19 protein-coding genes are annotated in these 25,909 nt (G+C 57.6%); 10 read left to right on the top strand and 9 right to left on the bottom strand.

Going from position 1 to position 25,909, the window contains the following annotated elements; all coding sequences use genetic code 11:
* Positions 1-182 precede the first annotated feature (182 nt).
* Together N1078_RS03090 and N1078_RS03085 are read left to right on the top strand one after the other, a co-directional pair.
* The gene (locus tag N1078_RS03090) at positions 183-1,748 is read left to right on the top strand and encodes a methyl-accepting chemotaxis protein (RefSeq protein WP_274086730.1); all 1,566 of its coding nucleotides are present in this window, start codon (positions 183-185) and stop codon (positions 1,746-1,748) included.
* 92 nt (positions 1,749-1,840) lie between these two features.
* Positions 1,841-2,455: a tRNA-uridine aminocarboxypropyltransferase gene (locus N1078_RS03085; protein ID WP_274086729.1), complete on the top strand. Its 615-nt coding sequence runs from the start codon at positions 1,841-1,843 to the stop codon at positions 2,453-2,455.
* Between the two features lie 26 nt (positions 2,456-2,481).
* Here N1078_RS03085 and N1078_RS03080 read toward each other — a convergent pair whose 3' ends face one another.
* The 3 genes from N1078_RS03080 to N1078_RS03070 are packed head-to-tail and all read right to left on the bottom strand — an operon-like array spanning position 2,482 to position 7,388.
* Positions 2,482-3,840, bottom strand: a complete 1,359-nt coding sequence (locus tag N1078_RS03080) for an HlyD family type I secretion periplasmic adaptor subunit (protein WP_274086728.1) — start codon at positions 3,838-3,840, stop codon at positions 2,482-2,484.
* 8 nt (positions 3,841-3,848) lie between these two features.
* A complete protein-coding gene (locus tag N1078_RS03075; RefSeq protein ID WP_274086727.1) occupies positions 3,849-6,008 on the bottom strand; it encodes a type I secretion system permease/ATPase in 2,160 nt (719 codons plus the stop codon).
* A gap of 24 nt (positions 6,009-6,032) precedes the next feature.
* Positions 6,033-7,388, bottom strand: a complete 1,356-nt coding sequence (locus tag N1078_RS03070) for a TolC family outer membrane protein (RefSeq protein WP_274086726.1) — start codon at positions 7,386-7,388, stop codon at positions 6,033-6,035.
* A 427-nt stretch (positions 7,389-7,815) separates the two neighbouring features.
* Here N1078_RS03070 and N1078_RS03065 point away from each other — a divergent pair, with 427 nt between their 5' ends.
* Together N1078_RS03065 and N1078_RS03060 are read left to right on the top strand one after the other, a co-directional pair.
* Positions 7,816-9,735: a retention module-containing protein gene (locus N1078_RS03065; protein WP_274086725.1), complete on the top strand. Its 1,920-nt coding sequence runs from the start codon at positions 7,816-7,818 to the stop codon at positions 9,733-9,735.
* Between the two features lie 19 nt (positions 9,736-9,754).
* Positions 9,755-12,469 carry a beta strand repeat-containing protein gene (locus N1078_RS03060; protein WP_274086724.1) on the top strand — a complete coding sequence of 905 codons (2,715 nt, stop codon included), beginning with the start codon at positions 9,755-9,757 and terminating at the stop codon, positions 12,467-12,469.
* Positions 12,470-12,568: 99 nt separating this feature from the next.
* Here the strand turns inward: N1078_RS03060 and N1078_RS03055 are convergent, their stop codons facing one another.
* Positions 12,569-13,441, bottom strand: coding sequence for a DUF6685 family protein (locus tag N1078_RS03055; RefSeq protein WP_274086723.1), 873 nt, complete (start codon positions 13,439-13,441; stop codon positions 12,569-12,571).
* Positions 13,442-13,591: 150 nt separating this feature from the next.
* Here N1078_RS03055 and N1078_RS03050 point away from each other — a divergent pair, with 150 nt between their 5' ends.
* Both N1078_RS03050 and N1078_RS03045 read left to right on the top strand, forming a co-directional pair.
* Positions 13,592-13,813, top strand: coding sequence for a DUF2835 domain-containing protein (locus N1078_RS03050; protein WP_274086722.1), 222 nt, complete (start codon positions 13,592-13,594; stop codon positions 13,811-13,813).
* 81 nt (positions 13,814-13,894) lie between these two features.
* Positions 13,895-14,929 carry a quinone-dependent dihydroorotate dehydrogenase gene (locus N1078_RS03045; RefSeq protein ID WP_274086721.1) on the top strand — a complete coding sequence of 345 codons (1,035 nt, stop codon included), beginning with the start codon at positions 13,895-13,897 and terminating at the stop codon, positions 14,927-14,929.
* A gap of 95 nt (positions 14,930-15,024) precedes the next feature.
* Here N1078_RS03045 and rmf read toward each other — a convergent pair whose 3' ends face one another.
* Positions 15,025-15,240, bottom strand: coding sequence for a ribosome modulation factor (gene rmf / locus N1078_RS03040; RefSeq protein WP_274086720.1), 216 nt, complete (start codon positions 15,238-15,240; stop codon positions 15,025-15,027).
* A gap of 425 nt (positions 15,241-15,665) precedes the next feature.
* Here rmf and rlmKL point away from each other — a divergent pair, with 425 nt between their 5' ends.
* Positions 15,666-17,939, top strand: a complete 2,274-nt coding sequence (gene rlmKL, locus N1078_RS03035) for a bifunctional 23S rRNA (guanine(2069)-N(7))-methyltransferase RlmK/23S rRNA (guanine(2445)-N(2))-methyltransferase RlmL (protein WP_274086719.1) — start codon at positions 15,666-15,668, stop codon at positions 17,937-17,939.
* Positions 17,940-17,972: 33 nt separating this feature from the next.
* Here rlmKL and mnmC read toward each other — a convergent pair whose 3' ends face one another.
* From mnmC to N1078_RS03015, 4 genes are all read right to left on the bottom strand, one after another.
* Complete coding sequence (mnmC, locus tag N1078_RS03030; RefSeq protein ID WP_274086718.1) at positions 17,973-19,952, bottom strand: bifunctional tRNA (5-methylaminomethyl-2-thiouridine)(34)-methyltransferase MnmD/FAD-dependent 5-carboxymethylaminomethyl-2-thiouridine(34) oxidoreductase MnmC; 1,980 nt, start codon at positions 19,950-19,952, stop codon at positions 17,973-17,975.
* A gap of 11 nt (positions 19,953-19,963) precedes the next feature.
* Positions 19,964-20,461, bottom strand: coding sequence for a transcription elongation factor GreB (gene greB / locus N1078_RS03025; RefSeq protein ID WP_274086717.1), 498 nt, complete (start codon positions 20,459-20,461; stop codon positions 19,964-19,966).
* An 87-nt stretch (positions 20,462-20,548) separates the two neighbouring features.
* Positions 20,549-23,047: an ABC transporter permease gene (locus N1078_RS03020; protein WP_274086716.1), complete on the bottom strand. Its 2,499-nt coding sequence runs from the start codon at positions 23,045-23,047 to the stop codon at positions 20,549-20,551.
* On the bottom strand, positions 23,047-23,730 hold the full coding sequence (locus tag N1078_RS03015; protein WP_274086715.1) for an ABC transporter ATP-binding protein: 684 nt from the start codon (positions 23,728-23,730) through the stop codon (positions 23,047-23,049). The genes N1078_RS03020 and N1078_RS03015 overlap by 1 nt, the downstream gene beginning before the upstream one ends.
* A 10-nt stretch (positions 23,731-23,740) precedes the next feature.
* Between N1078_RS03015 and N1078_RS03010 the strand changes: the two genes are divergently transcribed.
* The 3 genes from N1078_RS03010 to N1078_RS03000 all read left to right on the top strand — a co-directional run bounded on the left by N1078_RS03010 (position 23,741) and on the right by N1078_RS03000 (position 25,852).
* A complete protein-coding gene (locus tag N1078_RS03010; RefSeq protein ID WP_274086714.1) occupies positions 23,741-24,346 on the top strand; it encodes an arylesterase in 606 nt (201 codons plus the stop codon).
* Positions 24,347-24,541: 195 nt separating this feature from the next.
* On the top strand, positions 24,542-24,823 hold the full coding sequence (locus N1078_RS03005) for a hypothetical protein (protein ID WP_274086713.1): 282 nt from the start codon (positions 24,542-24,544) through the stop codon (positions 24,821-24,823).
* A gap of 75 nt (positions 24,824-24,898) precedes the next feature.
* Positions 24,899-25,852, top strand: coding sequence for a L,D-transpeptidase family protein (locus tag N1078_RS03000; protein ID WP_274086712.1), 954 nt, complete (start codon positions 24,899-24,901; stop codon positions 25,850-25,852).
* The last annotated feature ends 57 nt before the right edge of the window (positions 25,853-25,909 follow it).

Here is a 25,909-nt window from a genome sequence, read left to right as displayed (position 1 = left end):
TGGCGCATGGAAATCCCGGCGATAAGGGCTATCGCGTCCGCTTAAAAATACGCGGACACCATCGCCCTTAATGCTGGTGTTCGGAAGGTGACTTGGCTGGACGCTTACGCTAGCGAGTTGTTCGGACTGTGCTAGACCTTTACCTGTACACCCACACATCGCTCAGACAGGGAAAGCCCACAATGCGCCAGAACCTCCCAGTAACTCAGCGGGAAAAAACTTTCCGCCAGCATGAGCGGTTGATTTCCACTACCGACCTGAATAGCAATATCACCTATTGCAATGACGCCTTTGTGGAGGTGAGCGGCTTCACCCGGGAGGAGTTAATTGGCCAGCCGCATAACTTGGTGCGTCATCCTGATATGCCTCCTGCCGTGTTTGCGCACATGTGGGACACCATCAAGCAGGGTAAACCCTGGATGGGCATCGTCAAGAATCGCTCGAAAAACGGTGACTACTACTGGGTTAGCGCCTATGTCACGCCCATTTATGAGGCTGGCCGCGTAGCGGGTTATGAATCCGTACGTTCTCTGCCGGATGAAGCGCAGAAACGTCGCGCTGAAAAACTCTATGCGCGCTTACGTGAAGGTAAGCCACCTGTGCCAAAGCTTGAGTACTGGACACTCGATATTATCCAGTCATGGCCGGTGATCCTGGTTGCCCTGCTGATTCTTGGAGCACAATTTGTGCTTAGTGGGCCTTGGTTATGGGGCTTTATTGTCGCCGTAATGTTTGGACTCGGCTCGTATCAGTTAGCAGCTAAACGCCGCCTGATCAGGCAGACCCTTGCTGAGCACCCCAAGGCGTTTACCAGTGCCCTGGTTGCCCTAACGTACACCAACAACCGTGGTGCGCAGGCGTTGCTTGATATGGCCATGATCAGCGAAGAAGCTCGTTTGCAGACGGCGCTGACGCGTATTGAGGATGCGGGTAACAACGTTAAAAAGCATGCGGGGCGCTCGGCCGACCTGTCGCGAGCCAGTGCGCAAATGCTTGATCAGCAGCGCAGTGAGACGGATCAGTCAGCGACGGCTATCAACGAGATGGCTGCAACCATTCAGGAAGTTACGCACAACGTCCAGAGCACTTCACATGCCGCTGAGGAAGCGGATCGTCTGGCTATGCAGGGTTTAGAGTTGGCAAGCGGCAGTCTGGATTCTATGCATCACATGGCGAAAGCTGTGGTGGATATTGGGCAGGCGGTTAATGACCTGGCCAACTCCACTCAGTCAATCGGTAGCGTGGCCGATGTGATTACCTCCATTGCCGAACAGACCAACCTGCTGGCGCTTAATGCGGCAATCGAAGCGGCGCGTGCGGGTGAGCAGGGACGAGGTTTTGCCGTGGTGGCCGATGAGGTCCGCTCGCTGGCGTCACGCACGCGGGAGTCGACTGAGCAGATCCATCAGATCATCGCGTCGCTGCGAGCGGGGGCCGAACGTGCGGTGGTTACAGCGGGCAAAGGCGAAGCCATTTCCAAGCAGAGCGTCGAGAGCGTGGAGTCTGTACGCAGCGCTCTGGATGGTATCAGCGCGGCGGTCAGCCGGATTACCGGCATGAGCCAACAGATGGCCTCGGCATCCGAAGAACAGAGCCATGTGGCAGAGGACATCAGCCGGCAGATCACTCAGATTGCTCAGCTCTCGGACCGCAGTGCTGAGCAGGCCCATCAAGGTGTAGCAATTGGGCAGGAGCTGGAAGACATGGCGGATTACCTGCACAGCCTGGCGGAGCGCTTCAACCGCTGAGTGAAAACTGCACAGTTATCGGCCTACCTGGCACGTGACAGGGGGCCGATTTTTTATGGGGTATGGCAAACTGCGCGGCTAAGGAGAAACCCATGTCGCGCGCGCAATGCCCACGTTGTACCCGTCCATCCGAGCGCTGCCTGTGTGCGCTTATCCCGAACTTACCGAGTCGCACTCGGGTGTTGATTCTGCAACACCCGAGTGAGGTTAAGCATGCGCTGAATACCGCCCGCTTGGCTGCGCTTGGCTTGAGTAACGCTGAATTACTGATTGGTGAGGTCTTCGAGTCGCTCGCTGCGCTGTTACAACAGCCCAGCCACCATGCGTGTTTACTGTTTCCGGGGGAGCAGGCGCAACCTCTGGTGCAGTTTGCTGAGCAGCGCAACGAACTGCCGCTGCTCTTGGTGGTGCCTGACGGTACCTGGCGTAAGGCGCGCAAATTGCTGTACCTGAATCCGCTATTGGCGGCTTTGCCCAGGGTGGCGCTGCCTGAGGGGTTGCAGTCACGTTATCGTCTGCGCAAAGCGCCAGTAGCGGGTGCGTTATCAACTATCGAAGCGATCGTTACCGCGCTGAATACAGTCGAGGCACCTGGCTGTTTCGATGCGCTGCTCAAACCCTTTGAGGTGTTGATTGATGGGCAGATTGAAGCAATGGGGGAGCACACCTACCAACGTAATCATGGCAAGCAGGATGCATCCTCCTGAAAAATATGAGCACGTTATAGGGCGTTTTAGCGTTCGCGCATGGCTTCTGAGCGCGCCTTCAGCACGGGTTTAAGCAAGTAGTCGAGAACGCTCTTTTCGCCGGTAATGATGTCTACGCTGGCGACCATGCCGGGGATGATTAGCAGCGGGTGCTTGTCGCTGCCTAAGTGGCTTTTATCGGTGCGCACTTGAATGAGGTAGAAGCTGTTGCCTTCTTCATCGGTAATGGTGTCGGCGCTGATCAGCTCGAGGTTGGCTTTAAGGCCGCCATAGATGGTGTAGTCGTAGGCGGTGAATTTGACCATGGCCTTCTGCCCTGGATGAAGGAAGGCAACATCCTGCGGCCGTACCTTGGCCTCGATCAACAGGCTGTCGTCCAGGGGGACGATTTCCAGCATGTCGCTGCCAGGCTGCACCACGCCACCAATGGTGTTGACTTTGAGCTGATTGATGATGCCGCGTACAGGTGAGACCACGGTCGTACGGGTGACACGATCGTCAATAGCGACGCTGCTAGCGGTAATTTTCTGTAGCTCTGTACGAATTTCATTGAGCTCCTTGAAGGCGTCGGAGCGGAAACTTAGCTCGGACTCTTCAATTTTGCTTTTGATTTCATCCATTGCCGATTCGGCCCTGGGTATTGCCAAGTTGGTGGCGTTTAGTGAGCCGCGTACTTCGACCAAGCTACGGCGTAAACGGAGGATCTCCACTTGGGAGATTGCGCCAGCGGCAACCAGCGGTTGTGACATATTCAGCTCTTGCTGCAGCAGGCCCATGCTGGAGCGATATTGTTGGGCTTTGGCACGAAACTCGGCAAGTTCTTGGGTTTTTTGCCGCAGTTGTTCGCCCAATGTGCGTTGCTCACTTTGCAGGCGGTTTTGTCGAGACTGATAAACCGCCAACTCGTCTTCAGCCAGCTGCGGGGCAAGGCGTAAGATCTCTTCTGGCATGCTTATCGGGCGGCCTTCCGCTTCAGCCGTCAACCGTTCGACGCGCGCCACCAGTGCTAGACGATCGGCTTCAGCTTCCCCGCGATTGGAGAGGTAGCGTGTATCGTCCAGACGCAGTAACACGGCGCCTTGTTCAACGATCTGCCCTTCGCGAACAAATATCTCGCTGACGATGCCACCCTCTAGATTCTGGATGACCTGAATTTTACTAGAAGGTATGGCTTTGCCTTCGCCCGTGGTGACTTCCTCCAGTACCGCAAAATTGGCCCAGACCAGCGCTGATATTAGGCAGGCACTGACCACCCAAACAGTGATGCGCGTGAACCAGGGTGAGTCTTCGAGAATGGCCCCGTCGACCTCTGGCATAAACTCGGTGTCTTGTTTGCGCTGCCGCATACTGGCGAAGTATTGGCTAATCGAATGGTTCTTTTGCATGAGCGCTCCTATACCGCTGCGGGGCCAACTCGACCTTTGCGTAGCGCTTCAATGACGGCTTCTTTGGGGCCGTCGGCAACAATATGGCCGTTGTCCAATACCACCAGGCGATCCACCAGGCTTAGCATGGAGGCGCGGTGCGTGATCAACAGCATGGTTTTACCTTGGCCCCAGGTATGCAGGCGGTTTCGCAGGATGTCTTCGCTGGTGTTATCCATCGCGCTGGTGGGCTCATCGAGCAGCAGAATAGGCGGGTCAAGCAACAGTGCACGGGCCAGCAGTACAGCCTGGCGCTGGCCGCCCGAAAGCAGCTGGCCGCGTTCGCCCACTGGACGGTCGAAGCCTTGTGGGTGTTGCCGTGCCAGGTCGACCACCCCAGTCAGTTCGGCGACTTCGAGCATGCGCGCATCGCTGACATAGCGTGCGCCTAACGTCAGGTTATCGCGCAGGCTGCCAGCCAATAGCGGCAGGTCATGGGCGACGTAGCCAATTTGGTGGCGTAGATCGGACACGTCAAGCTGACGCAAGTCCAGGTTGTCCAGCAGGATTTGCCCCTTGTCAGGGCTGTAGAACGCCATGACCAATCGCGCCAGCGTGCTCTTGCCTGAGCCGCTGCGGCCGATGATGCCGATGCGCTCTCCGGCGCTCATTCGCAGGCTCACACCGTCAAGCGCCGGGGTACTCTGGCCTGGGTAGCTAAAAGTGACATCACGCACATCCATTGCGCCGTGCAGTTGCGTACGTTCCAGTGGTCGCTGTTTCGCCTGACGCTCTTGTGGCAGAGCCATTAGCGCATCAGTGCTGGTCATGGTCAGGCGTGCCTGTTGGTAGCGGGTGATCAGCCCGGCAATTTGCCCAAGAGGGGCGAGGATGCGGCTACCCAGCATGTAGCAGGCCACCAAGGCTCCCACACTGAGTTGACCGGCAATGATGATATAAACCCCCGCGACGATGGTGGCCATGCCGGCAAACTGCTGCAGGAATAGCGTGCCGTTGGTGGCGATTGCAGCCAATGAGCGCGCGTGGATATCCAGGCGGGTGAGCGCCCCGTGAGTTTTCTCCCATTGATGCTGGCGCTCACTCTCGGCGCCGCAGGCTTTAAGGGTTTCAAGACCACCGAGGGTTTCGATTAGCAGTGCTTGGCGCTGCGAGGCCAGTTGCAGACTCTTTTCCACGGTGTCGCGTAAGCGCGCCTGAATAATAAAGGCAAAGAGAGCGGTGATCGGAAACGCCAGCAGGGGGATGATCACCAGCCAGCCGCCGACCAGCCAGATCACCGTAATCATCAAAAATGAGAAGGGTAGATCGATCAGGCTGGTGAGGGTGACCGCCGTGAGAAATTCGCGTAGGCCCTGAAAATCATGAATGCTTTGAGCAAAGCCGCCGATCGTAGCGGGGCGGGCAGTCATCGACATACCGGTGATACGCTCGAACAGTGTTGCCGACAACACCACATCGGTTTTCTTGCCCGCCGTATCAAGCAGGTGCGCACGTAGAATTTTCAGCAGTAACTCGAAGCCCATGCCGATAAATAAGCCAATGGCCAGTACCCAGAGTGTTGCGGTGGCTTGGTTGGGGACTACGCGGTCATAGGTCTGCATCACAAACAGCGGCACCATTAAACCGAGCAGGTTGATCAGCAGACTGGCGAGAATCGCATCCGTATATAACCAGCGTGACAGTTTCAGGGTGTCGCGAAACCAGGCCTCTATGCGCGGTATGAGCGGGGAGCGCGTTTCTTCCAGTTCATGGCGTGGGCGGGCAAAGAAGGCTCGCCCACTGTACTCGCTGGCTAATTGCTCTCGGCTGACCCACTGCTCGCCGCCATCGGCTTCGCAGGGCAGTATCTGTGCCTGGTTATTTTCCCCCCATTGAAGCAATACAGCGCTGCGGCCATTTTTCAGCAGCAACAGTATTGGCAGATTGAGGGCTGAGATACTGGCCAGGTCACGGTGCAGTAAGCGCCCCTGCAAACCAGCCCGCGCCGCCGCACGGGATAACAGTTCTGCGGTCAGGCGCTGCTCTGGCAGCGGCAGCCCTGCACTCAAGCTGCCACGGCTGGCTGAGCAGCCGTGGAGTTTGCAAAGAATCAATAAACCATCAAGCAACGGGTCGTCGTGATTTAGACGCGGATCGCTGGATGTTTCTGGCCGCTCCATGCTGGTCAAAGGTTACTACTCCTTATGGTCGTTCTACTTCATTGCCGGCAGGCGTGCCTCGCTCTTCACTTCAGTAAGGGCTACAGCTTCTGCCGGTAGTACTACTTGCTGCTGGCGTAACAAATCGCCCATTGCTGCTGACACCCGGTACATGGAGAACTCTTCGCTGTAGCGTACTTCGCTGTAGCGTCGGTTAGCGGTGAACAGCTCATTTTCACTGTCCAGCAGGTCAAGCAGGGTGCGTTGACCCAGGCCGAACTGTTGTTGATAGGCGCCGCGAACCTTCGCCGTGTATTCGGCGTAGTCGCGTGCTTTAGGTGTTTGTAGGCGGGCGTTTTCCATGGCATTCCACGCCAGCGAGAGGTTCTCATTGAGTACGCGCAACGCATTGTTGCGGATGTCCATCGACTCGTTGATTTGATAAGCCGTCGATTGCAGGCGCGCCTTATCGCGCATGCCATTGAATAGGTTGTAATTCATCACCACTGCCGCACGCCAGCCATTGTTATGGCCCTGGTCACCTTGCGTGTTGTTATCGGCATTGGTGGCCAATTCAAGGTCAACGCGCGGGTAGAAGGTTGATTTAGCAACCTCATATTGTTTTTCGGCTGCTTGTACATCGGACTGCGCTGATTTCAAAAATGGGTTATTACTTTCGACCGCTTGCCGAGCTTCGACGAGGGTTTCCGGCAGTGAGCCTTTCAGCGAAGCGGGTGCAGTCAGCTCATTGGGCATCCGGCCAACAGCACTGAAGAAATTGGCTTCGGCGTCGGCCAGATTCACTTGTTCTGTATAAAAATTGTTTTCTGCCAGCGCCAAGCGTGCTTCGGACTGATCCAGGTCTGCTGTACTGCCTACACCTTGTTCGCTACGCAGGCCGATTTGATCATTAATCCGTTGGTGAGCCTGTAGGTTGTTCCGAGCAAGGGCCACCATTTCCCGACGCATCAGCAAGTCGAGGTATACCTCAACAGTACGCAGCGCCAGGCTTTCTGAGGTACCCAGCAGGCGATAAGCCCTCGAATTGACCACCGCTTTAGTACGCTCCACTTCATTGGGCGTGTTGAAACCATCAAAAATCATTTGCCGCAGACGCAGCTCAGAGGTGCCGTAATTCAGCGTTTCAGTGTTGTGGTTGCCCAGACCTCGGGTGCTGGGGCTGTCGGTATTTTCTCGACCGTAGCCCATGAGCAGGTCAACAGTTGGTAGATAACCGCCTTTAGCAATCTTGACTTCTTCGTCCGATGAAAGGCGACTGTTAGCCCCGGCATGCACTTCCGGGTGGTTATCCAATGTGCTTTGGATTGCCTCGGATAATGTGATGGCTTGTGCCTGAGAACACACTGCCGCCAGCACAATACTGCTCCATACAGGGTTGAGTACGCGCATTTATACATCTCCTTTATAAGCTCTTATTTATGCCGCCAAAAAAATGGCTTTAATAATTTTTGGATTACTCTCGATTTATAAGATCAAAGCTAAGAACACTTTCAAGCATAGCTAAGATAAAAATTTCACAAGGTTTATAAGAAAAAAATCTTATGCAGTCTTGGCGATTTGGACCACTGTTAAATCAGGCTTTGGGTGCTCTCCAGCGGTGCGTGCGCATGCCTTAAACAGATGGTCAGATGCATTTAGGGGCGGGATGTATTGGTTTGATAGGCGACGTAGTTTTGGTGACATTTTTTTGTCGTTTAGTTATTTGAGCAAAACGTCTTAATTATCAAACAGCTGTTTTTACTCTTCCTTGTAGGTGTGTTTGGTCCCTTTGACATACGTGTCGACGGTGGTCGGCAGTTGTAGTGAGGATGGAATCATGGCTACTTTGATTGGTGTCGTCAGCCAAGTTATCGGCGAAGTCTATGCAGTAGCTGGCGACGGAACGCGTCGGCCACTTAGTGAAGGTGATCGAGTTTTTGCAGGGGAGCAAATTGTCACTGGGCCCGCAGGAGCGATCTCTGTGGCCATGAGCAATGGGCAGCTGCTAACCCTTGGGCGCGAAAGCAGTCTCAGTCTTAATGAACAAATGCTCGCAGACAGCTCCAATCAATCATCTTCCCCCGCGCAAGTGCCAGCAGATACGCCCAGCGATAGCGATCTGACGGATGTCGAAAGGTTGCAAGCGGCTATTGAGGCGGGTGTCGACCCAACACTTGAAGGCGAGGCAACTGCTGCTGGTCCAGGTGCTGGTGGGGTGCCAGGTGCAGCGGGTGGCGGTCACTCTTTTGTACTCTTGGGTGAAACCGCTGGTGCGCTCGAGCCAATTATTGGCTTCCCGACTGCAGGGCTGACTAGCGGGCCGGAGTTTCCAGATCCTGAGCCGGTGGCTGCTGATGAGACGCCGGCAGATGAACCCTCTCCGCCTGATTTCACGCCTGAAATTGAGGTGGTCTATTTCGATAGTCCTCCCGATGACGGTGAGGGTAACGAAGGCGGTGATCCTGATGTTGTAGCTGGGCCAGGGGTGGTCAATGAGGCTGCTTTATCAGACGGCAGCACTCCAGGGAGTAATGCGGAGTTCACCTATGGCACTTTGGTCATTAATTCCCCTGATGGCATTTCCCGGATTGAAGTCCAGGGTGCTGATGGTGTCTGGGTAAATGTACAGGGGGGCGGTACTGTCATCGGGGAGTACGGCACCTTGCAGTTTGATGCTGCAGGCAACTGGGTATACATCCTCACTGACAACACCTTGGATCACAGTGTTGACAATGCCACTGGTGCAGCAGACCAAGTAGGCGAGAGCTTCCTGATCCGAGCTTTTGATAACGATGGTGATGTTTCACCAACGGTTACTTTGGATGTTGTTGTATATGACGACGGTCCCACAGCCGTACTTGAACTGGTGAGTGAGGCTGCGCCGGTCGTGCACGATGAAACGGCGGGCGTGCAAGGTGATACTGATTCTGCAGGCGCATTGCCGTTGATATTTGCGGCATTGGGCAGTGCCATAGGCTGGTCACAAAGTGCCGGGGCGGTGGTGAGTGCTGCGGATAGTAGTTACGGCGCAGATGATGACGGTGCGGTTAGCACGCTTATCAGCCTGAGCATCACCGGTGGTGATGGCACTGACTCTGGCCTGGACACCACGGCAGGACAAAGCATTTTCTTGTTTAAGGAGGGCGACCTGATTGTGGGGCGTGTGGGCGCGTCGGATGGTCCGGCGGCCTTTGCAGTGAGCATCGATGCAGGCAGCGGGGTGCTGAGTGTTGCGCAGTACCTGTCGTTGCACCATCCGAACAGCCCGGATAACTACGACGAAGCCGTCAACTTACTGTTCAACGGTGCTGATCAATCGGTACCAATCAACCTGATCAATGCTGTGGTGACCGTCATCGACGGTGATGGCGATACAGCTGTGAGCGACACGGTTGGTATTGGTCAGCTGATTAGCTTTGATGATGACGGCCCGACTCAAATAGTGAATGTGGTCAGTTCAGAGGGTGTTGCCCAGCAATTGCTGATGCAAGTCGACGAAACCATGGGCACTGACCGTGAGTTGCCGCCGGAAAGTGCAGACGGCAACAGCGACGACGGTGTTGGCTACTTGGGGCGCGTCACCACCAGCGTCTCTAACGGTGGCTTGGTCAGCCTGTTCAGTGCCGTGGGCGATTACGGCAGTGACGGTGCTGGCAGCGTGAATGGTGTGTTCAGCTTTGTGGGCATTCCCGCAGACGGCTCACTGGCCACCAACCTGTCGGCCNNTCCGCATCGAGATTGTGGGTGCGCCGGGTAACCCACAACTGCAAACCACCTTGTACGAAGCCATCGATCACGCGGGTACCAACGCCACGTTCGATGAGCAGTTGAACCTGCTGCTCAGCGGTGACAGCAGCCTGGGCCTGCAGTACGAAGTGACCCGTACGGACGGTGATGGCGATGTCATGCAGGGTTCCGCACAGATCACCTTGGCCAGCGCCAATGGTTCGGTGTTTGGCTTTGATGATGACGGCCCGACTATGGGTAGTGCGCCGAGTGCAGTGCTTGCCAACGCTGACAATGGATATGCAACAGGTAGTTCGATTGTCGATCTAGGTAGTGATGGCGAGGGATATTCAGATCTGACGGGCAATATCACTGGCTGGAATGGATCGACCACTACCTTTGAGGCCAGTACTTTGACCTCGAGTGGTGCTACGGTTTATTACTATGTAGACCCAGATAATTTGGGAGTGTTGTATGCATACACGAGTACTTCCGCAGCAGGCTACACAGGAGGTGCTGGGCAGTCGTTAGTGTTTACACTGACGCTTAATGCAGCCGGGGGTTATACGCTGGATATGGACGGCAAGTTGGATGCGCCGACTCAGATATACTCAGCCACCTTTGGTAACATCCCTGGTGGGCAGCAGGATTATCTGGTTGTAACTAATACAGGGGCTATTTACAAACCCGGCCAGGTTATTCCTGACGGGCAAAGTGTTGTGGTGTCCATTGATTCATCAGCTACTACCGTTAACTCAAGTAATGTCGGGCTGGCCGCTGGGAATCAATGGGTAAGTGGGGCGGAGACGTTATATTTCGACTTTAGTGAGCCAGCAGTAAACGTATCCTTTGCTATTGATATACAGTCCGGCGGAGAGACTAATTCAGTTGGCTGGACAGTCTATGGCACAAATGCCAATGGAGAGTTGGTTGCCGAGATGGGCAGTACTAATTTCTCGGATGGTGTATTGACGCAAATCTCTACGACTTTGACCAATATCACCAGGGTTGAACTTTCAGACTCAGCTGGCCCTGAAGGTTTCAGAGTACAGAAAATTAGTGTTGTGGACCGTATCGATGAGAGTCCAGTCTCTACGAGCTTTCAGCTTGCAGTTGTTGACGGTGATGGCGATAGAGCTAGTACTAATTTAAACGTCACCTTTGAGCCGCAAGTAGCCGCGACATTTATCGTTGGGTCAAATGCTAATGATGTAAGCGGAAGTCCGGCTCCCTATATAGTTCCTGGCGGGGCTGGTGTGATTAAGGGCAAGGCAGGGTCTGATGTGCTGGTTGGCGATGAAGGGCGCGCTAGTGTTATTGGTAAGAGTGTCAACTTGATCTTGATGCTGGACTCTTCCGGCAGCATGTCTACCAGTATCCAATTTGGTAACACAATCATGCCTCGGATGGAAGCATTGGCACTTTCTGTGAATACTCTGCTGGCCACCTTAGCAGTGGGTGCTGCAACCAATGTACGTGTGAATTTGATCGACTTTGGCGATTCTGCTACGAGCCTTGGGGTTTTTGATCTTCGAGTCAATAATGTCAAGAGTGATGTTGGATTGGGTGCTGCTCAGAATGCAGTTAATAGCATGACAGCCGGCGGCTGGACCAACTATGAGGCCGCGTTGCAGGCGGCTCTAAATTGGGCTGGCGGTACTGGAACTATTGATCCGTACTCCGGCAGCAATGTGATAAACCAAGCTATCTTCGTTTCTGATGGTGAACCTAATAGCTGGCTGAACGGAAACTCGACTTCATTAAATAGCACGGTATTGAATGGAGGGTCGACAACTGCAGTTGGCCAAATGTTAGGTAGTTCAAACCCACCTGGGCAAAATAATACGGATTCGATAAATGAGGTTGCCCAGCTAGAGTCTGTTTTTGGGCAAATTGAAGCTGTTGGTATTGCTGTTGGAGGTACGGCGCTGGATATTCTCAATCAAGTTGAGGGTATGGCGGGTAACGTGAACCCCGATGTGGCAACGAATGTTACTAGCGGCGATCAGTTACAAGATGTACTACTCAACTTCAATCCAGAAACTGTTCTGGCGGATGCAGGTAACGATCTTATTGAGGGTGGCGATGGTGATGACCTAATATTCGGTGATGTTTTATTCACAGATGTGTTGGGTGCTGCGGCGGGACTGAGTACGCAAGCAGGGGCCGGTTGGGGTGTTTTCGCTGCCCTAGAGTCAGGCCAGGGTGTAGGTCCTGCATATGCCGGGTGGGATCGGGCCGATACGCTTGCCTACATCAAAGCCAATGCGTTGCAGTTAGCTGGTGAGTCTGGGCGAGAGCAGGGGCTAGATACGTTGCTCGGAGCAGGAGGTAATGACTTGATTTTTGGTCAAGAAGGCGATGATGTGTTGATCGGTGGTCTTGGTGATGATGTGCTTTCTGGCGGCTCAGGTGCTGATACATTCCGCTGGTTATCTACCGATACTACGGGTGCTGACACAATACTTGACTTCAATCCAGGCGAAGGGGACAAGCTTGATCTTACCCAACTTTTGGTTGGCGAGTCCTACAACTCCGGTTCATTGGATGATTTTCTTAGCTTCTCGGTCGTTGATAACAGCACAATTATTGCGGTTAGCCCTACAGCTGGCGGCGCTGCAACCACAACCATTGAGTTGACTGGCTTTAATGTGGCTATCGAGTACGGAGTGACTCCTGATGGTGGTGGCATCATTTCTGGAGGTGCTGATACAGCTAGTGTCATCAATGGGTTGTTGGGAGATAACGCCTTGCAGTTAGTGTGACGTTAGATTGTTAGTCAGACTGAAGCCCGCAGGTCTAATCAGATTGCGGGCTTTTTATTGCTTGGTTATTGGGGTATTTGGATGGCAGATATGTCGTGATTACAGCTGTTGCAGATATGCCACCACATCGGGCGCACCCGCCAGGCGTAGACCTTCCCCTAGGGCGGTGGCTTCATTGGAATGCTTGGGTAGCAGCAGAAACTCCGGTGAGCCAGGGGCGCCTAGCAAAGATAGGCGCGCATAAGGCAGACCATTATCCAGCAGCAGCGCCATAAACGTAGGGTCGCTCCAGGATGCACTCGGCATGGCCAGTACATGGTAGTGCTGCTGCAGGTTGGCCAGGCCTTGTTTGCTCAACCGGTATTGGGTCAGTGCAGCAGGCAAGTTAACGTCCAGTTCGCGCCTGCGCGCATAGGCAATGGCGCAAGCAAACGCTTCATTGTGGTGATCACCAAACCAGAATATACGCTCACCGCGCCAGCTGGCTTGACGCAGGATGATGCGTTCGCCGGCAAGAAAGCGCGGCAGCGCCAGGCTGATGGTTTTGACGAAGTCCTTGTAGCTGATGATGCGTACCTGGCGGCACAACTCGCTGGCAGCGAAGGCCTCAAAGCTAACGTGGCTCGCTTGCTGAGAATCGCAGTTGGATACGCCATCGATCATGCGTAGGTCGAATGCTGTCAGCTGTTGTTCTTGTGCCTCAATTACCCCAACCAGCATGGCATGCGCTTGGGCTTTGTCTTCCTGGACCGGGCCAGAGAGTGCGCTGCGCGGCAGGTCTAGCAGACGCTGCAGGGGTGGGCCGTCTTGCCAGCAGATTGTTTCACGCAGCGGCGGCAGTGGGGTAAAGGGCAGTTGTAATCGACTGGCGCGCTCAAGTATTTGGCGTTGCCCACGACCAATAAAACCCAGTCGTTGCGCCAGGGCACCGAGGCGTGAGCTAAGGGTGGAGGGTTGCTCAGGCAGACTCATGACCGGGTAATAACTCCAAAATCGCCATAGCAAGTGTGGCAGAGCCCGCTGGCCGCTGCACAGGCTTTATCGGGCGTATAGACAGGTTTTTCACCTAACATGCGCGCCGTGTATGGCAAGATTACTGCGTTGAGTTGCAAAGGTGCCTCCATGCCCAGTCTGGTGTTTGATATTGCGTTATCGGCCGAACGCTTGCGGGCCGTCTATCAGGGGCGTGCCAATCGGGTATTGGTGAAAAGCCGCGATGGCCGCAGCGTCAGTGTGCCGGCCCACCATTTTCGGCCGTTTCTAGCCCACGAAGGTGTCTATGGTTCCTTCGAGCTTGAGTTCAGCGCGGCTGGTGAGTTAATCAGTTTGCGTCGTTTGGGCTGATGCTGCCGAGGCGCCTCGCCTATCGGGCGTGCGGCCAGCTATAATCGCGGCCTTTGTTACTTTATCGAGCTAAGCCTGCCCATGTATACCCTGGCCCGCGAGCTGCTGTTTAAACTCTCCCCTGAAGCCTCCCACGAACTTTCCATCGACCTGATCGGTGCCGGCGGTCGCTTGGGGCTTAACGGTTTACTGACCAAAAGACCCGCGGTTCTGCCGGTTAAGGTAATGGGGCTGGAATTCCCTAACCCGGTCGGGTTGGCTGCTGGGCTGGACAAAAATGGCGACGCCATCGACGGCTTTGCTCAGCTGGGCTTTGGCTTTGTTGAAATTGGTACGGTGACGCCGCGTCCGCAGCCAGGTAACCCCAAACCGCGTTTGTTCCGTTTGCCTGAAGCCGAAGCGATCATTAACCGCATGGGCTTTAACAATCACGGTGTTGATCACTTGCTGGCTCGCGTGCAAGCGGCCAAATACAAAGGCGTGCTGGGCATCAATATTGGCAAGAACTTCGACACCCCAGTCGAGAACGCAGTGGATGACTACCTGCTGTGCCTGGACAAGGTCTATCAACACGCCAGCTACGTCACCGTTAACGTCAGCTCGCCGAACACCCCAGGGCTGCGCAGCCTGCAGTTTGGTGACTCGCTCAAGCAATTGCTCGAAGCCTTGCGTCAGCGTCAGGAAGACCTGGCGGCGCAACATGGCAAGCGTGTGCCGCTGGCGATCAAGATCGCCCCGGACATGAGTGATGAAGAAACCATCGAAGTGGCCAATGCGCTGGTTGAGGCTGGTATGGATGCTGTGATTGCCACCAATACTACCTTGAGCCGTGAAGGGGTGCATGGGCTGGAGTGTGCCGATGAAGCCGGCGGTCTGTCCGGTGCACCGGTGCGTGATCAGAGCACTCACATTGTTCAAGTGCTGGCCAGCGAGCTGAAAGGGCGTTTGCCGATCATTGCGGTGGGCGGTATTACCGAAGGTAAGCATGCGGCTGAGAAGATCGCCGCCGGTGCTAGTCTGGTGCAAATTTATTCCGGGTTTATCTACAAAGGGCCGGCGTTGATCCGCGAAGCGGTCGATGCAATAGCCGCACTACCGCACAAACCCCTTAGCTAAAGTTGGCAGATGAAAAAAGGGCTCCCTGAGGGAGCCCCTGGGCTCGCGCCCGCCGCTCGGATGGAGCGTGCTTGGTGAGTCGGTAGGTTCCTTTATCAGCCGACAGCGTGAAGTTCGTTGAGTCGATGGATGCCGGCCGTGCCGGTCATGCCGTCCCAGTTGTCACCGCGGCCTTCGCGCCAGCCGTTTATCCAAGCTTGGCGCACAGAGGGGAGGGTGAAGGGGCAGAGTTCGCGGGATTTACCACTGATGCCGTATTGGTAGCCGCGCAAAAAAGCTCTTTCTAACGGATCACGCTTAAGTCTTCTCATAGGGTGAAGCCCTCAATGTTGACTGTTATGTCCCTTAGACCTTGTCGCAAGGTCAAGCAGAAATGATCTGCCGACGGAGTTCGCTGCCGGCGTCGCGAGCCTCCTTGCCAAGTACCGTTGCGGTATTGGCCTGAGGTGATTTCTAACCAATGCGCGGATGCCTGTGAATGACCGTTTCGTCATAAGGCCGTAACCTTTTTGAGGGTCAAGCCATAAGGGCGGTGCCAGGCGTCCTGTTTTAATGCTGTAACGCCTATGCTGTGGGCATAGGCGCTGTATGTACTGGTATTTTGCTATCGCGAATTAAGTGCGATTGAGACTGTTGTTTATTCCGACGAAGGGTCGCGTTGCGACGCTTTGTCACTTATTTTGGCTGTGCTGACTTTTCTGTACACCGTTGATTGCCTTAGGCACTGGAACCCCCCATGTCGGATCGTTACGAACTCTTCCTCACCTGCCCCAAGGGCCTTGAAGGCTTGCTGCTCGAAGAAGCCAGCAGCCTCGGCCTTGAAGAGGCGCGTGAGCACACGTCGGCCATTCGTGGCATGGCTGACATGGAAACGGCCTATCGCCTGTGCCTGTGGTCGCGCCTGGCCAACCGCGTGTTGTTGGTGCTCAAGCGCTACAGCGTGCAGGACGCCCAGAGCCTTTACGAGGGCGTACTGGAGGTCGACTGGTTCGAGCACCTGGAGTCCACCGGCAGCCTGGCCGTGGAATTCAGCGGCAATGGTTCGGGCATCGACAACACGCATTTCGGTGCGTTGAAGGTCAAGGACGCCATCGTCGACAAACTACGCCTGAAAGACGGCACACGGCCATCGGTCGATAAGATCAACCCGGATCTGCGCGTGCATCTGCGTTTGGATCGCGGCGAGGCCATTCTATCCCTCGACCTCTCAGGCCACAGCCTGCACCAGCGCGGTTATCGCCTGCAGCAGGGCGCTGCGCCACTGAAGGAAAACCTCGCGGCCGCTGTGCTGATTCGTGCCGGCTGGCCGCGCATTGCCGCTGAAGGCGGCGCGCTGGCTGACCCGATGTGCGGTGTTGGCACCTTCTTGGTAGAAGCGGCGATGATTGCCGCCGATATCGCGCCGAACATGACCCGCGAGCAATGGGGCTTCAGCAAGTGGCTGGGCCACGTGCCAGCCTTGTGGAAGAAAGTGCATGCCGAAGCCGAAGAGCGCGCCGCAGCTGGCATGGCCAAACCGCCATTGTGGATTCGCGGTTACGAAGCCGACCCACGCCTGATTCAACCGGCACGCAATAACATCGAGCGCGCTGGCATGAGCGACTGGATCAAGGTCTATCAAGGCGAAGTGGCGACTTTTGAGCCACGTCCTGATCAGAACCAAAAAGGTCTGGTGATCTGTAACCCACCCTACGGCGAGCGCCTGGGTGATGAGGCGAGCCTGCTCTACCTCTACCAGAATCTCGGTGAACGCCTGCGTCAGGCCTGCATGGGCTGGGAAGCGGCGGTGTTCACCGGCGCGCCGGACTTGGGCAAGCGCATGGGCATTCGCAGCCACAAGCAATATGCCTTCTGGAACGGCGCATTGCCGTGCAAGTTACTACTCATCAAGGTCCAGCCCGAGCAGTTCGTCACGGGCGAGCGTCGTACCCCTGAGCAGCGTGAGCGCGAGCGGGAACAGGCTGAGGCTGATAAAGCACCGCTTGAGCCGGTGGAGCGCCAGTACAACAAGAACGGCAACCCGATCAAACCGACCCCGGCACCTGCTCCGGTGGTCGAGCAGGCGCGCCTAAGCGAAGGCGGGCAGATGTTTGCCAACCGTTTGCAGAAGAACCTCAAGCAGCTGGGCAAGTGGGCGCGCAAGGAAGGCGTTGAGTGCTACCGCCTGTATGACGCCGATATGCCAGAATATTCCATGGCGGTGGATTTGTATGGTGATTGGGTGCATGTGCAGGAATATGCGGCGCCCAAGTCCATTGATCCGGAGAAAGCCAAGGCGCGCATGTTTGATGCCATCGCCGCAATTCCGCAGGCCTTGGGCGTCGACAAGAGCAAGGTGGTGGTCAAGCGTCGCGAGCGCCAGAGCGGCACCAAGCAGTACCAGCGTCAGGCCACCCAAGGGCAGTTTTTGGAGGTCAACGAAGGCGGCGTAAAACTGCTGGTTAACCTCACCGACTACCTGGATACCGGTCTGTTCCTCGATCACCGTCCGCTGCGTCTGCGCATCCAGAAAGAGGCCGCCGGTAAGCGCTTCCTCAACCTGTTCTGCTACACCGCCACCGCCACCGTGCATGCGGCCAAGGGCGGCGCGCGCACCACCACCAGCGTCGACTTGTCGAAAACCTATCTGGACTGGGCGCGCCGCAACCTCTCGCTCAATGGCTATTCGGATAAGAACAAGCTCGAACAGGGTGACGTGATGGCCTGGTTGGCCGAGGATCGTGGCGAGTACGAACTGATCTTTATTGATCCGCCGACCTTCTCCAACTCCAAGCGCATGGAAGGCATCTTCGACATCCAGCGTGACCATGTGCAGATGCTCGATCTGGCCATGGCGCGCTTGGCCAAAGATGGGGTGCTGTATTTCTCCAATAACTTCCGCAAGTTCGAGCTCGATGCGAGCCTGGCTGCGCGTTATCAGGTGGAAGACATCAGCGAATCGACCCTCGACCCTGACTTTGCCCGCAACCCGAAAATCCACCGCGCCTGGCGCTTTACCCTGCGCGGTTGATGAGCTTTGCGCCTGCTCGCAGGCGCACAAGCGTTATGGCTTGTTGCGGATTAGCGTACGTAAGGCGAAGCGGTTGGGATGGCAGGCCTGCGCCACATCGGCAGGCACTGGCAGTGGCTCGTCATTCAGCCAGGCGGCAATCAGCTCGCCTGACAGCGGTGCGGTGATCAACCCGCGCGAGCCATGCCCGCTGTTGATATACAGGCCGTCGAGCCAGGGGCAGGGTGTATCCGGCATTTGGCGCGCATCTTTGCTCAGCACCGCATAGGCCTCGCTAAAGGCCGCTGTATCGGCGAGCGGGCCGACAATCGGCAGGTAGTCGGGGCTGGTACAGCGAAACGCGGCGCGGCCTTGTAGGTGCTCAGGCGCTAATTCAGCGGCATTAAGCTGCTTGGCCAGTTCTGGCGAAATTTCTTCCAATAACTGCAGGTTGCTCGCGTTATCAGCGCTGTTTAGCTTCAGGTCGTCACTGTTGAAGTCAAAGCTTGCGCCTAGGGTGTGCTCGCCCTGGCGTTCGGGGGCGACATAGCCTTCCGCACACACCACGGTGCTTAGCGCGCGACTGGCTGCTGTGGCGGGTAGGCGGTTGATCTGCCCGCGGATGCGTTTCAGGGGCAAGTGCGCGGCTTGACTGAAGCGCTTGATCTCGGCGGCGCTGGCCAGCACCACCACGCTGGCATTGGCCAGCAGCTGTTCGCCATTCCAGGCTTGCCAACGTTCACCTTCACGGCGCAGCTCCAGTGCTTCCTGATGCAGTTGCAGCTGGATATTTGGCTGCTGGCTGAGCAGCTCACACAGTGCTGGTGGGTGTACCCAGCCCGCCTCGGGGTAGAACAGGCCACCGGCAGGCAGGGCAATACCGGCTTTGGCTTCGGCGGCACTTTTGCCCAGATTAACCAGCAAGTCGGCGGGAAACGCTGTGGCAAGCTGGCTCTGGCGCTGCGCTTCCTTGTCATCGAAAGCCAGTTGCAGCACGCCGCAATTATCCCAGTGCTGCTTTTTTTGCAGGCCCGCCAGCAGCCGGCGGGTGTGGCCATAACCGCTTACAATCAGGCGCGAGAGCGTGGTGTGATGGGCCGAGAGCTTGAGGTAAAGCACGCCTTGCGGGTTACCGGAGGCTTCCTGGGCGATGGCGTTATGGCGTTCTAGTAGGGTGACCTGCCAGCCGCGCTGGGCCAGGCTGGCAGCAGTGGCGCAGCCCGCCAGGCCTGCGCCAATGACTAAAGCGCTGCGTTCCCCGGTTGGTGGTGCGGGACGGGCAAACCAGGGTTTGTGCTGCACGGCTGCGCTACCGACATACGTTCCCTTGAGCACTTCCCATTTCTTCCCCAGGCCTGGTACGCGCTTCATCTTGAAGCCAGCCTCGTTCAGGCGGCGGCGCACATAGCCGGTGCTGGTAAAGGTGCCCAGCGTGGTACTGGCGTGCGACAACCGCGCCAGCTGAGTAAACAGTTCCGGCGTCCACATGTCCGGGTTCTTCGCTGGGGCGAAGCCGTCGAGAAACCAGGCGTCGACCTTGGCGTACAACTGGCCCAGCAGCTCCAGCGCATCACCAATCAGCAGGGTGAGCACGACGCGCCCGCCGGCAAACACCAGGCGCTGAAAGCCTGGGTGCAGCGCCACGTATTGCGCCAGCAACTGTTCGGCGTAGGGCGCTAGTTCAGGCCACAGGGCCAGTGCACGCTGCAGGTCGGTTTTGTTTAGCGGGTATTTTTCCACGCTGACAAAATGCAGGCGGGCCCCTGCTACAGCCTGTTGCTCGAACAGCTGCCAAGCGCAGAGGAAATTCAGCCCGGTGCCAAAGCCGGTTTCGCCAATGACCAGGTGCTCGTGCGCCTGCAGCGCCGCGAAGCGTTCAGGCAGCTGGTTATTGGCAAGGAATACGTAGCGGGTTTCGGCCAGGCCATTCTCATTGGAGAAGTACACGTCAGCGAAATGGCTGGACAGCGGTTGGCCCTGCTCATCCCATTCAAGGCAAGCTTGCTGGGTGGGGGTATCAGCGGTGGAGGGCATGCTTGGCTCGCTCACGGGTAGTCGATGGCGACGATGTACCAGGTCTTTTCGCCGGTCGGGGTGTGTACCCGCACTTCGGCGTCCAGGCTTTTGCCGATCAGGGCGCGGGCCAAGGGCGAGTCGATGCTGATCAGGTTGTTTTTCAGGTCCAGCTCGTCGGGGCCGATGATGCGGTAGCGCGCCTCGCTGTCTTCTTCATCTTCCAGGGTGACCCAGGCGCCGAAGTAGACCTTATCCGGATCGCTGGGCCGGGTGCTGACGACCTTGAGGTTTTCCAGGCGTTTGGTCAAAAAACGTACGCGGCTGTCGATCTCGCGCAGCATTTTCTTGCCGTAGGTGTACTCGGCGTTTTCCGACCTGTCGCCTTGCGCAGCGGCTTCGCTGACCGATTGGGTGACCTGCGGGCGCCGCACATGCCACAGCTCATGCAGCTCGGCACGCATGCGCGCCTCGCCTTCGGGGGTAATCAACGGTGTGCCAGCGGAGCGGGGTGGGCGGTAGCGACTCATAAGAACCTGTTTAACGTCTGCTGTGCGTCGGCCTGCTGCGTTAAAAGCAGGCTCGCAGACGGCAGAGAAAAGTGAGGCGCGAGTCTATCAGCCCTCGCGCAGCACCGTCAGCGGGCTGATATTTAACGCCCGGCGCGTGCCGAGAATACCTGCGCCGCCCACCAGCAAGGCGCCAATCAACGGCAGCAACAGCAACCAGGGGTGGGGTTGCCAGCTGAGGTCAAAGGCAAAGCGGTAGAGCAAGAAACTGATCAGCTCACAGCCAAATGCCGCCAGCAGCCCGCTCGAAGCACCTAACAGGCCGAATTCGGCGCGCCGCGCTTTGATCAGCAGTTTGCGCTCGGCACCCAGGGCCCGAAGCAGAGCGCCTTGGCGAATGCGCTCATCCAGCGTGGACTGCAGGCCGGCGAACAGCACGGCAAGCCCGGCCGCCAGGACGAACAGCAGGACGAACTCGATGGCCAGGGTGACCTGCGCGAGGATGCTGCGCAGCTGCGCCAACAGGGCTTCGACCTGCAGCAAGGTCACAGCCGGGAAGGCGCGTGACAGCGCCACCAGTTGCTGCTCCTGCTGCGGCGGCAGGTAGAAGCTGGTCAGGTAGGTGACGGGCAGATCCTGCAGAGTGCCGGGCTGGAAGATCATGTAGAAGTTGGGCTGGAAATTGTTCCAGTCGACTTCGCGCAGGCTGCTGACCACGGCATCACGGTTGAGGCCGCCGACGCTGAAACTCAGGCGGTCGCCGAGTTTCAGTTGCAGACTTTCGGCCAGTTCGGACTCCACCGATACGCCGGGTAATTCGCCGCTGTCGGCCTCGCGCCACCAGCTCCCTGCGACGAGGGAGTTGTCCGCGGGTAGGTCCGCTGCCCAGGTCAGGCTCAGGTCACGGCGAATTGCACGTTCACCTTGGGATTCCTTACTGACGATCTGCCGTACCGGTTCGCCATTGATCATCACAAGGCGGCCGGGCACCACCGGGAAGAGTGGCGCGGGGTGGGGGGACAGTTCGCTCAGGCGAGCGCTGAAGGCGTCTTTGTCCGCCGGCAGGATATTCAGGGCGAAGTGGTTGGGCGCTTGCTCGGGCAGTTGATCTTGCCAAGTGTCGAGTAGCTCGCCGCGTAGCAGGGCAATCAGTGCCATGGACAGAATGATCAGGCCGAACGCCAGCGACTGGCCCGCGGCCGCGAGTGGGTTACGCAGCAGTTGGCCCAGCCCCAGTCGCCAGGGCAGCGAGGCACCGGCCAGCAGGCGACGCAGGCTTTGTAGGCTGAGCAGGATTAAACCGCCGAGCACCGCCGCGGTCACCAGGCCGCCGCCGAGCAGGGCAAAGGTCAATTGCAGGTCGAGGCTCAAGCGCCACATGATCAGGCCCAGGGCCAGCAAGGCAGCGCCATACACCAGCCAGGAGCTGGCGGGTACGGGCAGCAAGTCACGGCGCAGAACCCGCAGCGGCGGTACGCGGCCCAGTGCAGCGAGGGGCGGCAAGGCAAAGCCGGCGAGGGCGACCAGCCCTGTGGCCATGCCGGCCACGGCGGGCCACAGACCGCCAGGGGGAATCTGCGCTGGGAGTAAGTCTTGCAGCAGGTTGAACAGCGCCAGTTGCGCCAGCCAGCCCAGCAGGGCACCGATCAGGCTGGCCGTTATGCCCAGCAGCGCCAGTTGCAGGCTGAACAGGCCGAGTGCCTGCTTACGTGACAGCCCGAGACAGCGCAGCAGCGCGCTGGCATCGAAACGCCTGGCGGCAAAGCGTGCAGCCGACAAGGCTACGGCAACCCCAGCGAGCAATACGGCCGCGAGGCTGGCGAGGTTCAGATAACGTTCGGCGCGGCCCAAGGCGTTGCCCACCTGGCGATTGCCATCTTTGGCATCTTCCAGGCGCTGGTTGGCGGCAAGGGTGATGTTCTGGCGATACTGCGCCAAGGCCTCGCTGTCGCCACGCCACAGCTCTTGATAGCGCACGCGGCTGCCGGGCTGCACTACGCCGGTGGCGGCCAGGTCATCGAGGTGCATCAGCAGGTGTGGGGTCAGGCTATAGAAGTCGCCGGCTTCATCCGGCAGGAAGGTCAGCACGCGGGTCAGGCGCAGGGTTTTCGCGCCGACTTCCACGCTGTCGCCGGGTTTAAGGTTAAGCGCGACAAACAGCCGGGCTTCGGCCCAGGCTTCGCCCGGCCCAGGGCCAGGGCTGACGTGTTCGGTGTCATAGAGCGCGGCAGCACTCTTCAGCTCGCCGCGTAATGGATAGGCGCTGTCCGCCGCCTTAACGCTGGCCAGCTGAATACCGGCGTCGCTGGCGATCACACTGGAGAACTCGACCAACTGGGCGTGCTCAAGGCCCAGTTGTTTACCGCTGCTGATTTGCTCGGGTGAGCTGGGCGAGCTGCCCGTCAGGCGCAGGTCTGCCGCCAGGAACTCGGTGGCGCGCAGCAGCATGCCGTCATTCAGGCGTGCGCTGAAGTAGCCAATGGCCGTGCTGGCCGCGACCGCAATCAGCAGGGCGAAAAACAGTACGCGCAGCTCGCCCGCGCGGGCATCGCGTAGCAATTGGCGGCTGGCGAGGGAGAGCAGGCGGGTAAACGGCAGGTGGTTCATCAGGGTTCCACGTGGTCGACCAAGTGGCCGCCTTCAAGACGGATCAGGCGATGGCAGCGGTGCGCCAGACGCTCGTCATGAGTGACCAGGACCAGTGTCGCGCCGCGCTCCTTGTTCAGCTCGAACAACAAATCGCTGATGCGTTCGCCGGTATGGCTGTCGAGGTTGCCGGTGGGTTCGTCGGCAAACAGCACCGCCGGTTCTGCGGCGAAGGCGCGGGCGATGGCCACACGCTGTTGTTCACCACCCGAGAGCTGACGTGGGTAGTGAGTCAGACGCTGGCCCAGGCCAACCCGGTCGAGCAAGGTGCGGGCGCGCTGGCGGGCATCGGCACGGCCTTCAAGCTCCAATGGCAGCATGACGTTTTCCAGGGCGTTCAAACTGTCGAGCAGCTGGAATGACTGGAAGACAAAGCCGACGTGCTCGGCACGCACGCGGGCGCGCTGGTCTTCGTCGAGGCTAGCGAGGTCGTTACCGGCCAACACAACGCTGCCGCTGCTGGGCAGGTCGAGGCCGGCAAGCAGGCCGAGTAGGGTGGATTTACCCGAGCCAGAGCTGCCAACAATCGCCAAACTGTCGCCAGAGGCAAGCTCCAGCGACAGGTCATGGAGTATGGTGAGTTCGCCTTCCGTGCTGGGGACCACTTTGCTAAGGTTTCGCGCGGTGAGAATACTTGAGCTCATGGAGAATCCAATGCGTAAGTGGTTGATCGGTACTGCCCTGAGCCTGCTGCTTTGGGGGCCGGCGGCGTTCGCGGATACCGTACTGGTCGTCGGCGATAGTATCAGCGCGGCTTTTGGCCTGGATACCCGCCAGGGCTGGGTCGCTTTGCTGGAAAAACGCCTGGTTGAGCAGGGTTTTGACCATCGAGTGGTCAATGCCTCGATCAGTGGCGATACCAGTGCAGGCGGTGCCGCGCGGCTGCCTGCGCTACTTACAGAGCATCAGCCGGAGCTGGTGATTATCGAGCTGGGGGGGAACGATGGCCTGCGTGGTCAGCCGCCGATGCAATTGCAACAAAACCTTGCGGCCATGGTTGAGCAATCACAAAAGGTAGGAGCCAAAGTGCTGATTTTGGGCATGCGCTTACCACCTAATTACGGTGTGCGCTACACCACGGCGTTCGCTGAGGTGTTTCCCCAAGTCGCCGCTGAGACTGGTGCTGAGTTGGTGCCTTTTGTGCTGGAGGGCATCGGTGGCGTGCCTTCCATGGTGCAGAGTGATGGTATTCACCCGACCGCTGAAGCCCAGCCTCGACTGTTAGATAACGTCTGGCCGCTGCTAAAACCGATGCTTTGACGTACACCCTAGAGAGGATCAGGAAGGCCCGATTGTACTGAGTGGGCATGCCGCGATGCTAAATCATGTCATCCAGTTACCTGGGCTCTACTTCACGCGGCTGAATAAGCCTGGTTAGCCCTAAAACCTTTGTCTGAGAGGCTTTTCTGTAGGCTGCCTTTCGGCTAATGTGGCGCCCCCGCACTGGAGCCCTCAATGCCGCGTCCTGCCTGGTCCTTGCATGCCTATCAACTGATCGAACCTGACGAGCAGCTCGACTTGTTCGCCTGCCGAGAGGCGCGCGTGCACCTGCTCGCGCGTCAGCTTGAATTAGGCGAGTTCGCCGACCGAACGCTGTGTGGTGGTTTACTGCCTGCGCAGCCGTTATGGCGTGATCTGAGCAAAGCCGTGCTGCGTGATAAACGCTTGTGCCCGGCTTGTCGCGCGAGGCTGGATGCGCAGAAGCGTGGTGATCGTCCTGCGTTGCCCGTGAGCTGAGGTATCCCGGCAGTTGATCAACCGGTGTACACTCGCCATTTACCTTCACCCACTATTTTCGTCAGGAATTCTCGGATGTTGTCGCGTGCTTTTGCCGTTACCCGCTGCCTGCCTCTCGCTGCTGTCTTCGCGGTAGCGTCTGCCAATGCGCTTGAGCTTCCTTTGCCGCCGCCTGGCGAGGACATCGTTGGCGAGGTGCAGGTCATCAAGGCCAAATATGAGGACACCTTTGCCGATTTAGGTGTGGTCAATGACCTGGGTTATCTGGAAATGGTGATCGCCAACCCGGGTGTTGACGCCTGGTTGCCGGGTGAAGGGACTGAGATCATTCTGCCGACGCGTTTTATCCTGCCGCCAGGCCCGCGTGAAGGTGTGGTGATCAACTTGGCTGAGTACCGTCTGTACTACTACCCCAAAGGCGGCAATGTGGTGCACACCTATCCGCTGGGTATTGGTCGCGAGGGCTGGAGTTCGCCGGTGGCTGATGCGCGCATTACAGCCAAAACGCCGAACCCGGGCTGGACGCCACCCAAGTCGATTCTGGCAGAGCATGCGGCAGCAGGTGACCCGCTGCCGGCCTATGTGCCGCCTGGACCAGATAACCCGCTGGGCCCCTATAAACTGGGCCTGTCGGTGCCGGGCTATCTGATCCACGGCTCGAACAAAAAGTTCGGTATCGGTATGCGCGTCAGCCACGGTTGTTTCCGCATGCTTAACCATAACGTGCTGAAACTGGCGTCGATGGTGTCGGTCGGTACGCCGGTGCGCATCATCAACGAGCCTTACAAGTTTGGCCGCAGTGGCGGCAAGGTCTATCTGGAGGCGCACGCGCCGCTGGATGAGACTGGAGAGGTTTCGGTCGTCGATAAGCACACCGCGGTGATCAATGCGCTGCTGAAAAACGACGAATTTGCCGATCTGCGTCTGGATTGGGAAGTGCTGCGTGAAGTGGTTGCTGCGGAAGATGGCCTGCCGGTTGAGATCGCCCAGCCTGGTGAGGCTGTCGTGGCTGGCGAGCCGGCAATCTAATCGACTGCATTCAAAAGCCCGCCATGCCGCGCGCTGGCGGGTTAATTAGGCGGATAC

The organism is Pseudomonas sp. MIL19, assembly GCF_028680365.1.
Taxonomy (GTDB): Bacteria; Pseudomonadota; Gammaproteobacteria; order Pseudomonadales; family Pseudomonadaceae; genus Aquipseudomonas; species Aquipseudomonas spirodelae.
This window is presented reverse-complemented; position numbering and strand designations above follow the sequence as displayed.

Coding starts and splice junctions, on each gene's coding strand:
- N1078_RS03090 (WP_274086730.1), top strand. CDS start 183: ATGCGCCAGAACCTCCCAGTAACTCAGCGGGAAAAAACTTTCCGCCAG.
- N1078_RS03085 (WP_274086729.1), top strand. CDS start 1,841: ATGTCGCGCGCGCAATGCCCACGTTGTACCCGTCCATCCGAGCGCTGC.
- N1078_RS03080 (WP_274086728.1), bottom strand. CDS start 3,840: ATGCAAAAGAACCATTCGATTAGCCAATACTTCGCCAGTATGCGGCAG.
- N1078_RS03070 (WP_274086726.1), bottom strand. CDS start 7,388: ATGCGCGTACTCAACCCTGTATGGAGCAGTATTGTGCTGGCGGCAGTG.
- N1078_RS03055 (WP_274086723.1), bottom strand. CDS start 13,441: ATGAGTCTGCCTGAGCAACCCTCCACCCTTAGCTCACGCCTCGGTGCC.
- N1078_RS03050 (WP_274086722.1), top strand. CDS start 13,592: ATGCCCAGTCTGGTGTTTGATATTGCGTTATCGGCCGAACGCTTGCGG.
- N1078_RS03045 (WP_274086721.1), top strand. CDS start 13,895: ATGTATACCCTGGCCCGCGAGCTGCTGTTTAAACTCTCCCCTGAAGCC.
- rmf (WP_274086720.1), bottom strand. CDS start 15,240: ATGAGAAGACTTAAGCGTGATCCGTTAGAAAGAGCTTTTTTGCGCGGC.
- rlmKL (WP_274086719.1), top strand. CDS start 15,666: ATGTCGGATCGTTACGAACTCTTCCTCACCTGCCCCAAGGGCCTTGAA.
- mnmC (WP_274086718.1), bottom strand. CDS start 19,952: ATGCCCTCCACCGCTGATACCCCCACCCAGCAAGCTTGCCTTGAATGG.
- greB (WP_274086717.1), bottom strand. CDS start 20,461: ATGAGTCGCTACCGCCCACCCCGCTCCGCTGGCACACCGTTGATTACC.
- N1078_RS03020 (WP_274086716.1), bottom strand. CDS start 23,047: ATGAACCACCTGCCGTTTACCCGCCTGCTCTCCCTCGCCAGCCGCCAA.
- N1078_RS03015 (WP_274086715.1), bottom strand. CDS start 23,730: ATGAGCTCAAGTATTCTCACCGCGCGAAACCTTAGCAAAGTGGTCCCC.
- N1078_RS03010 (WP_274086714.1), top strand. CDS start 23,741: ATGCGTAAGTGGTTGATCGGTACTGCCCTGAGCCTGCTGCTTTGGGGG.
- N1078_RS03005 (WP_274086713.1), top strand. CDS start 24,542: ATGCCGCGTCCTGCCTGGTCCTTGCATGCCTATCAACTGATCGAACCT.
- N1078_RS03000 (WP_274086712.1), top strand. CDS start 24,899: ATGTTGTCGCGTGCTTTTGCCGTTACCCGCTGCCTGCCTCTCGCTGCT.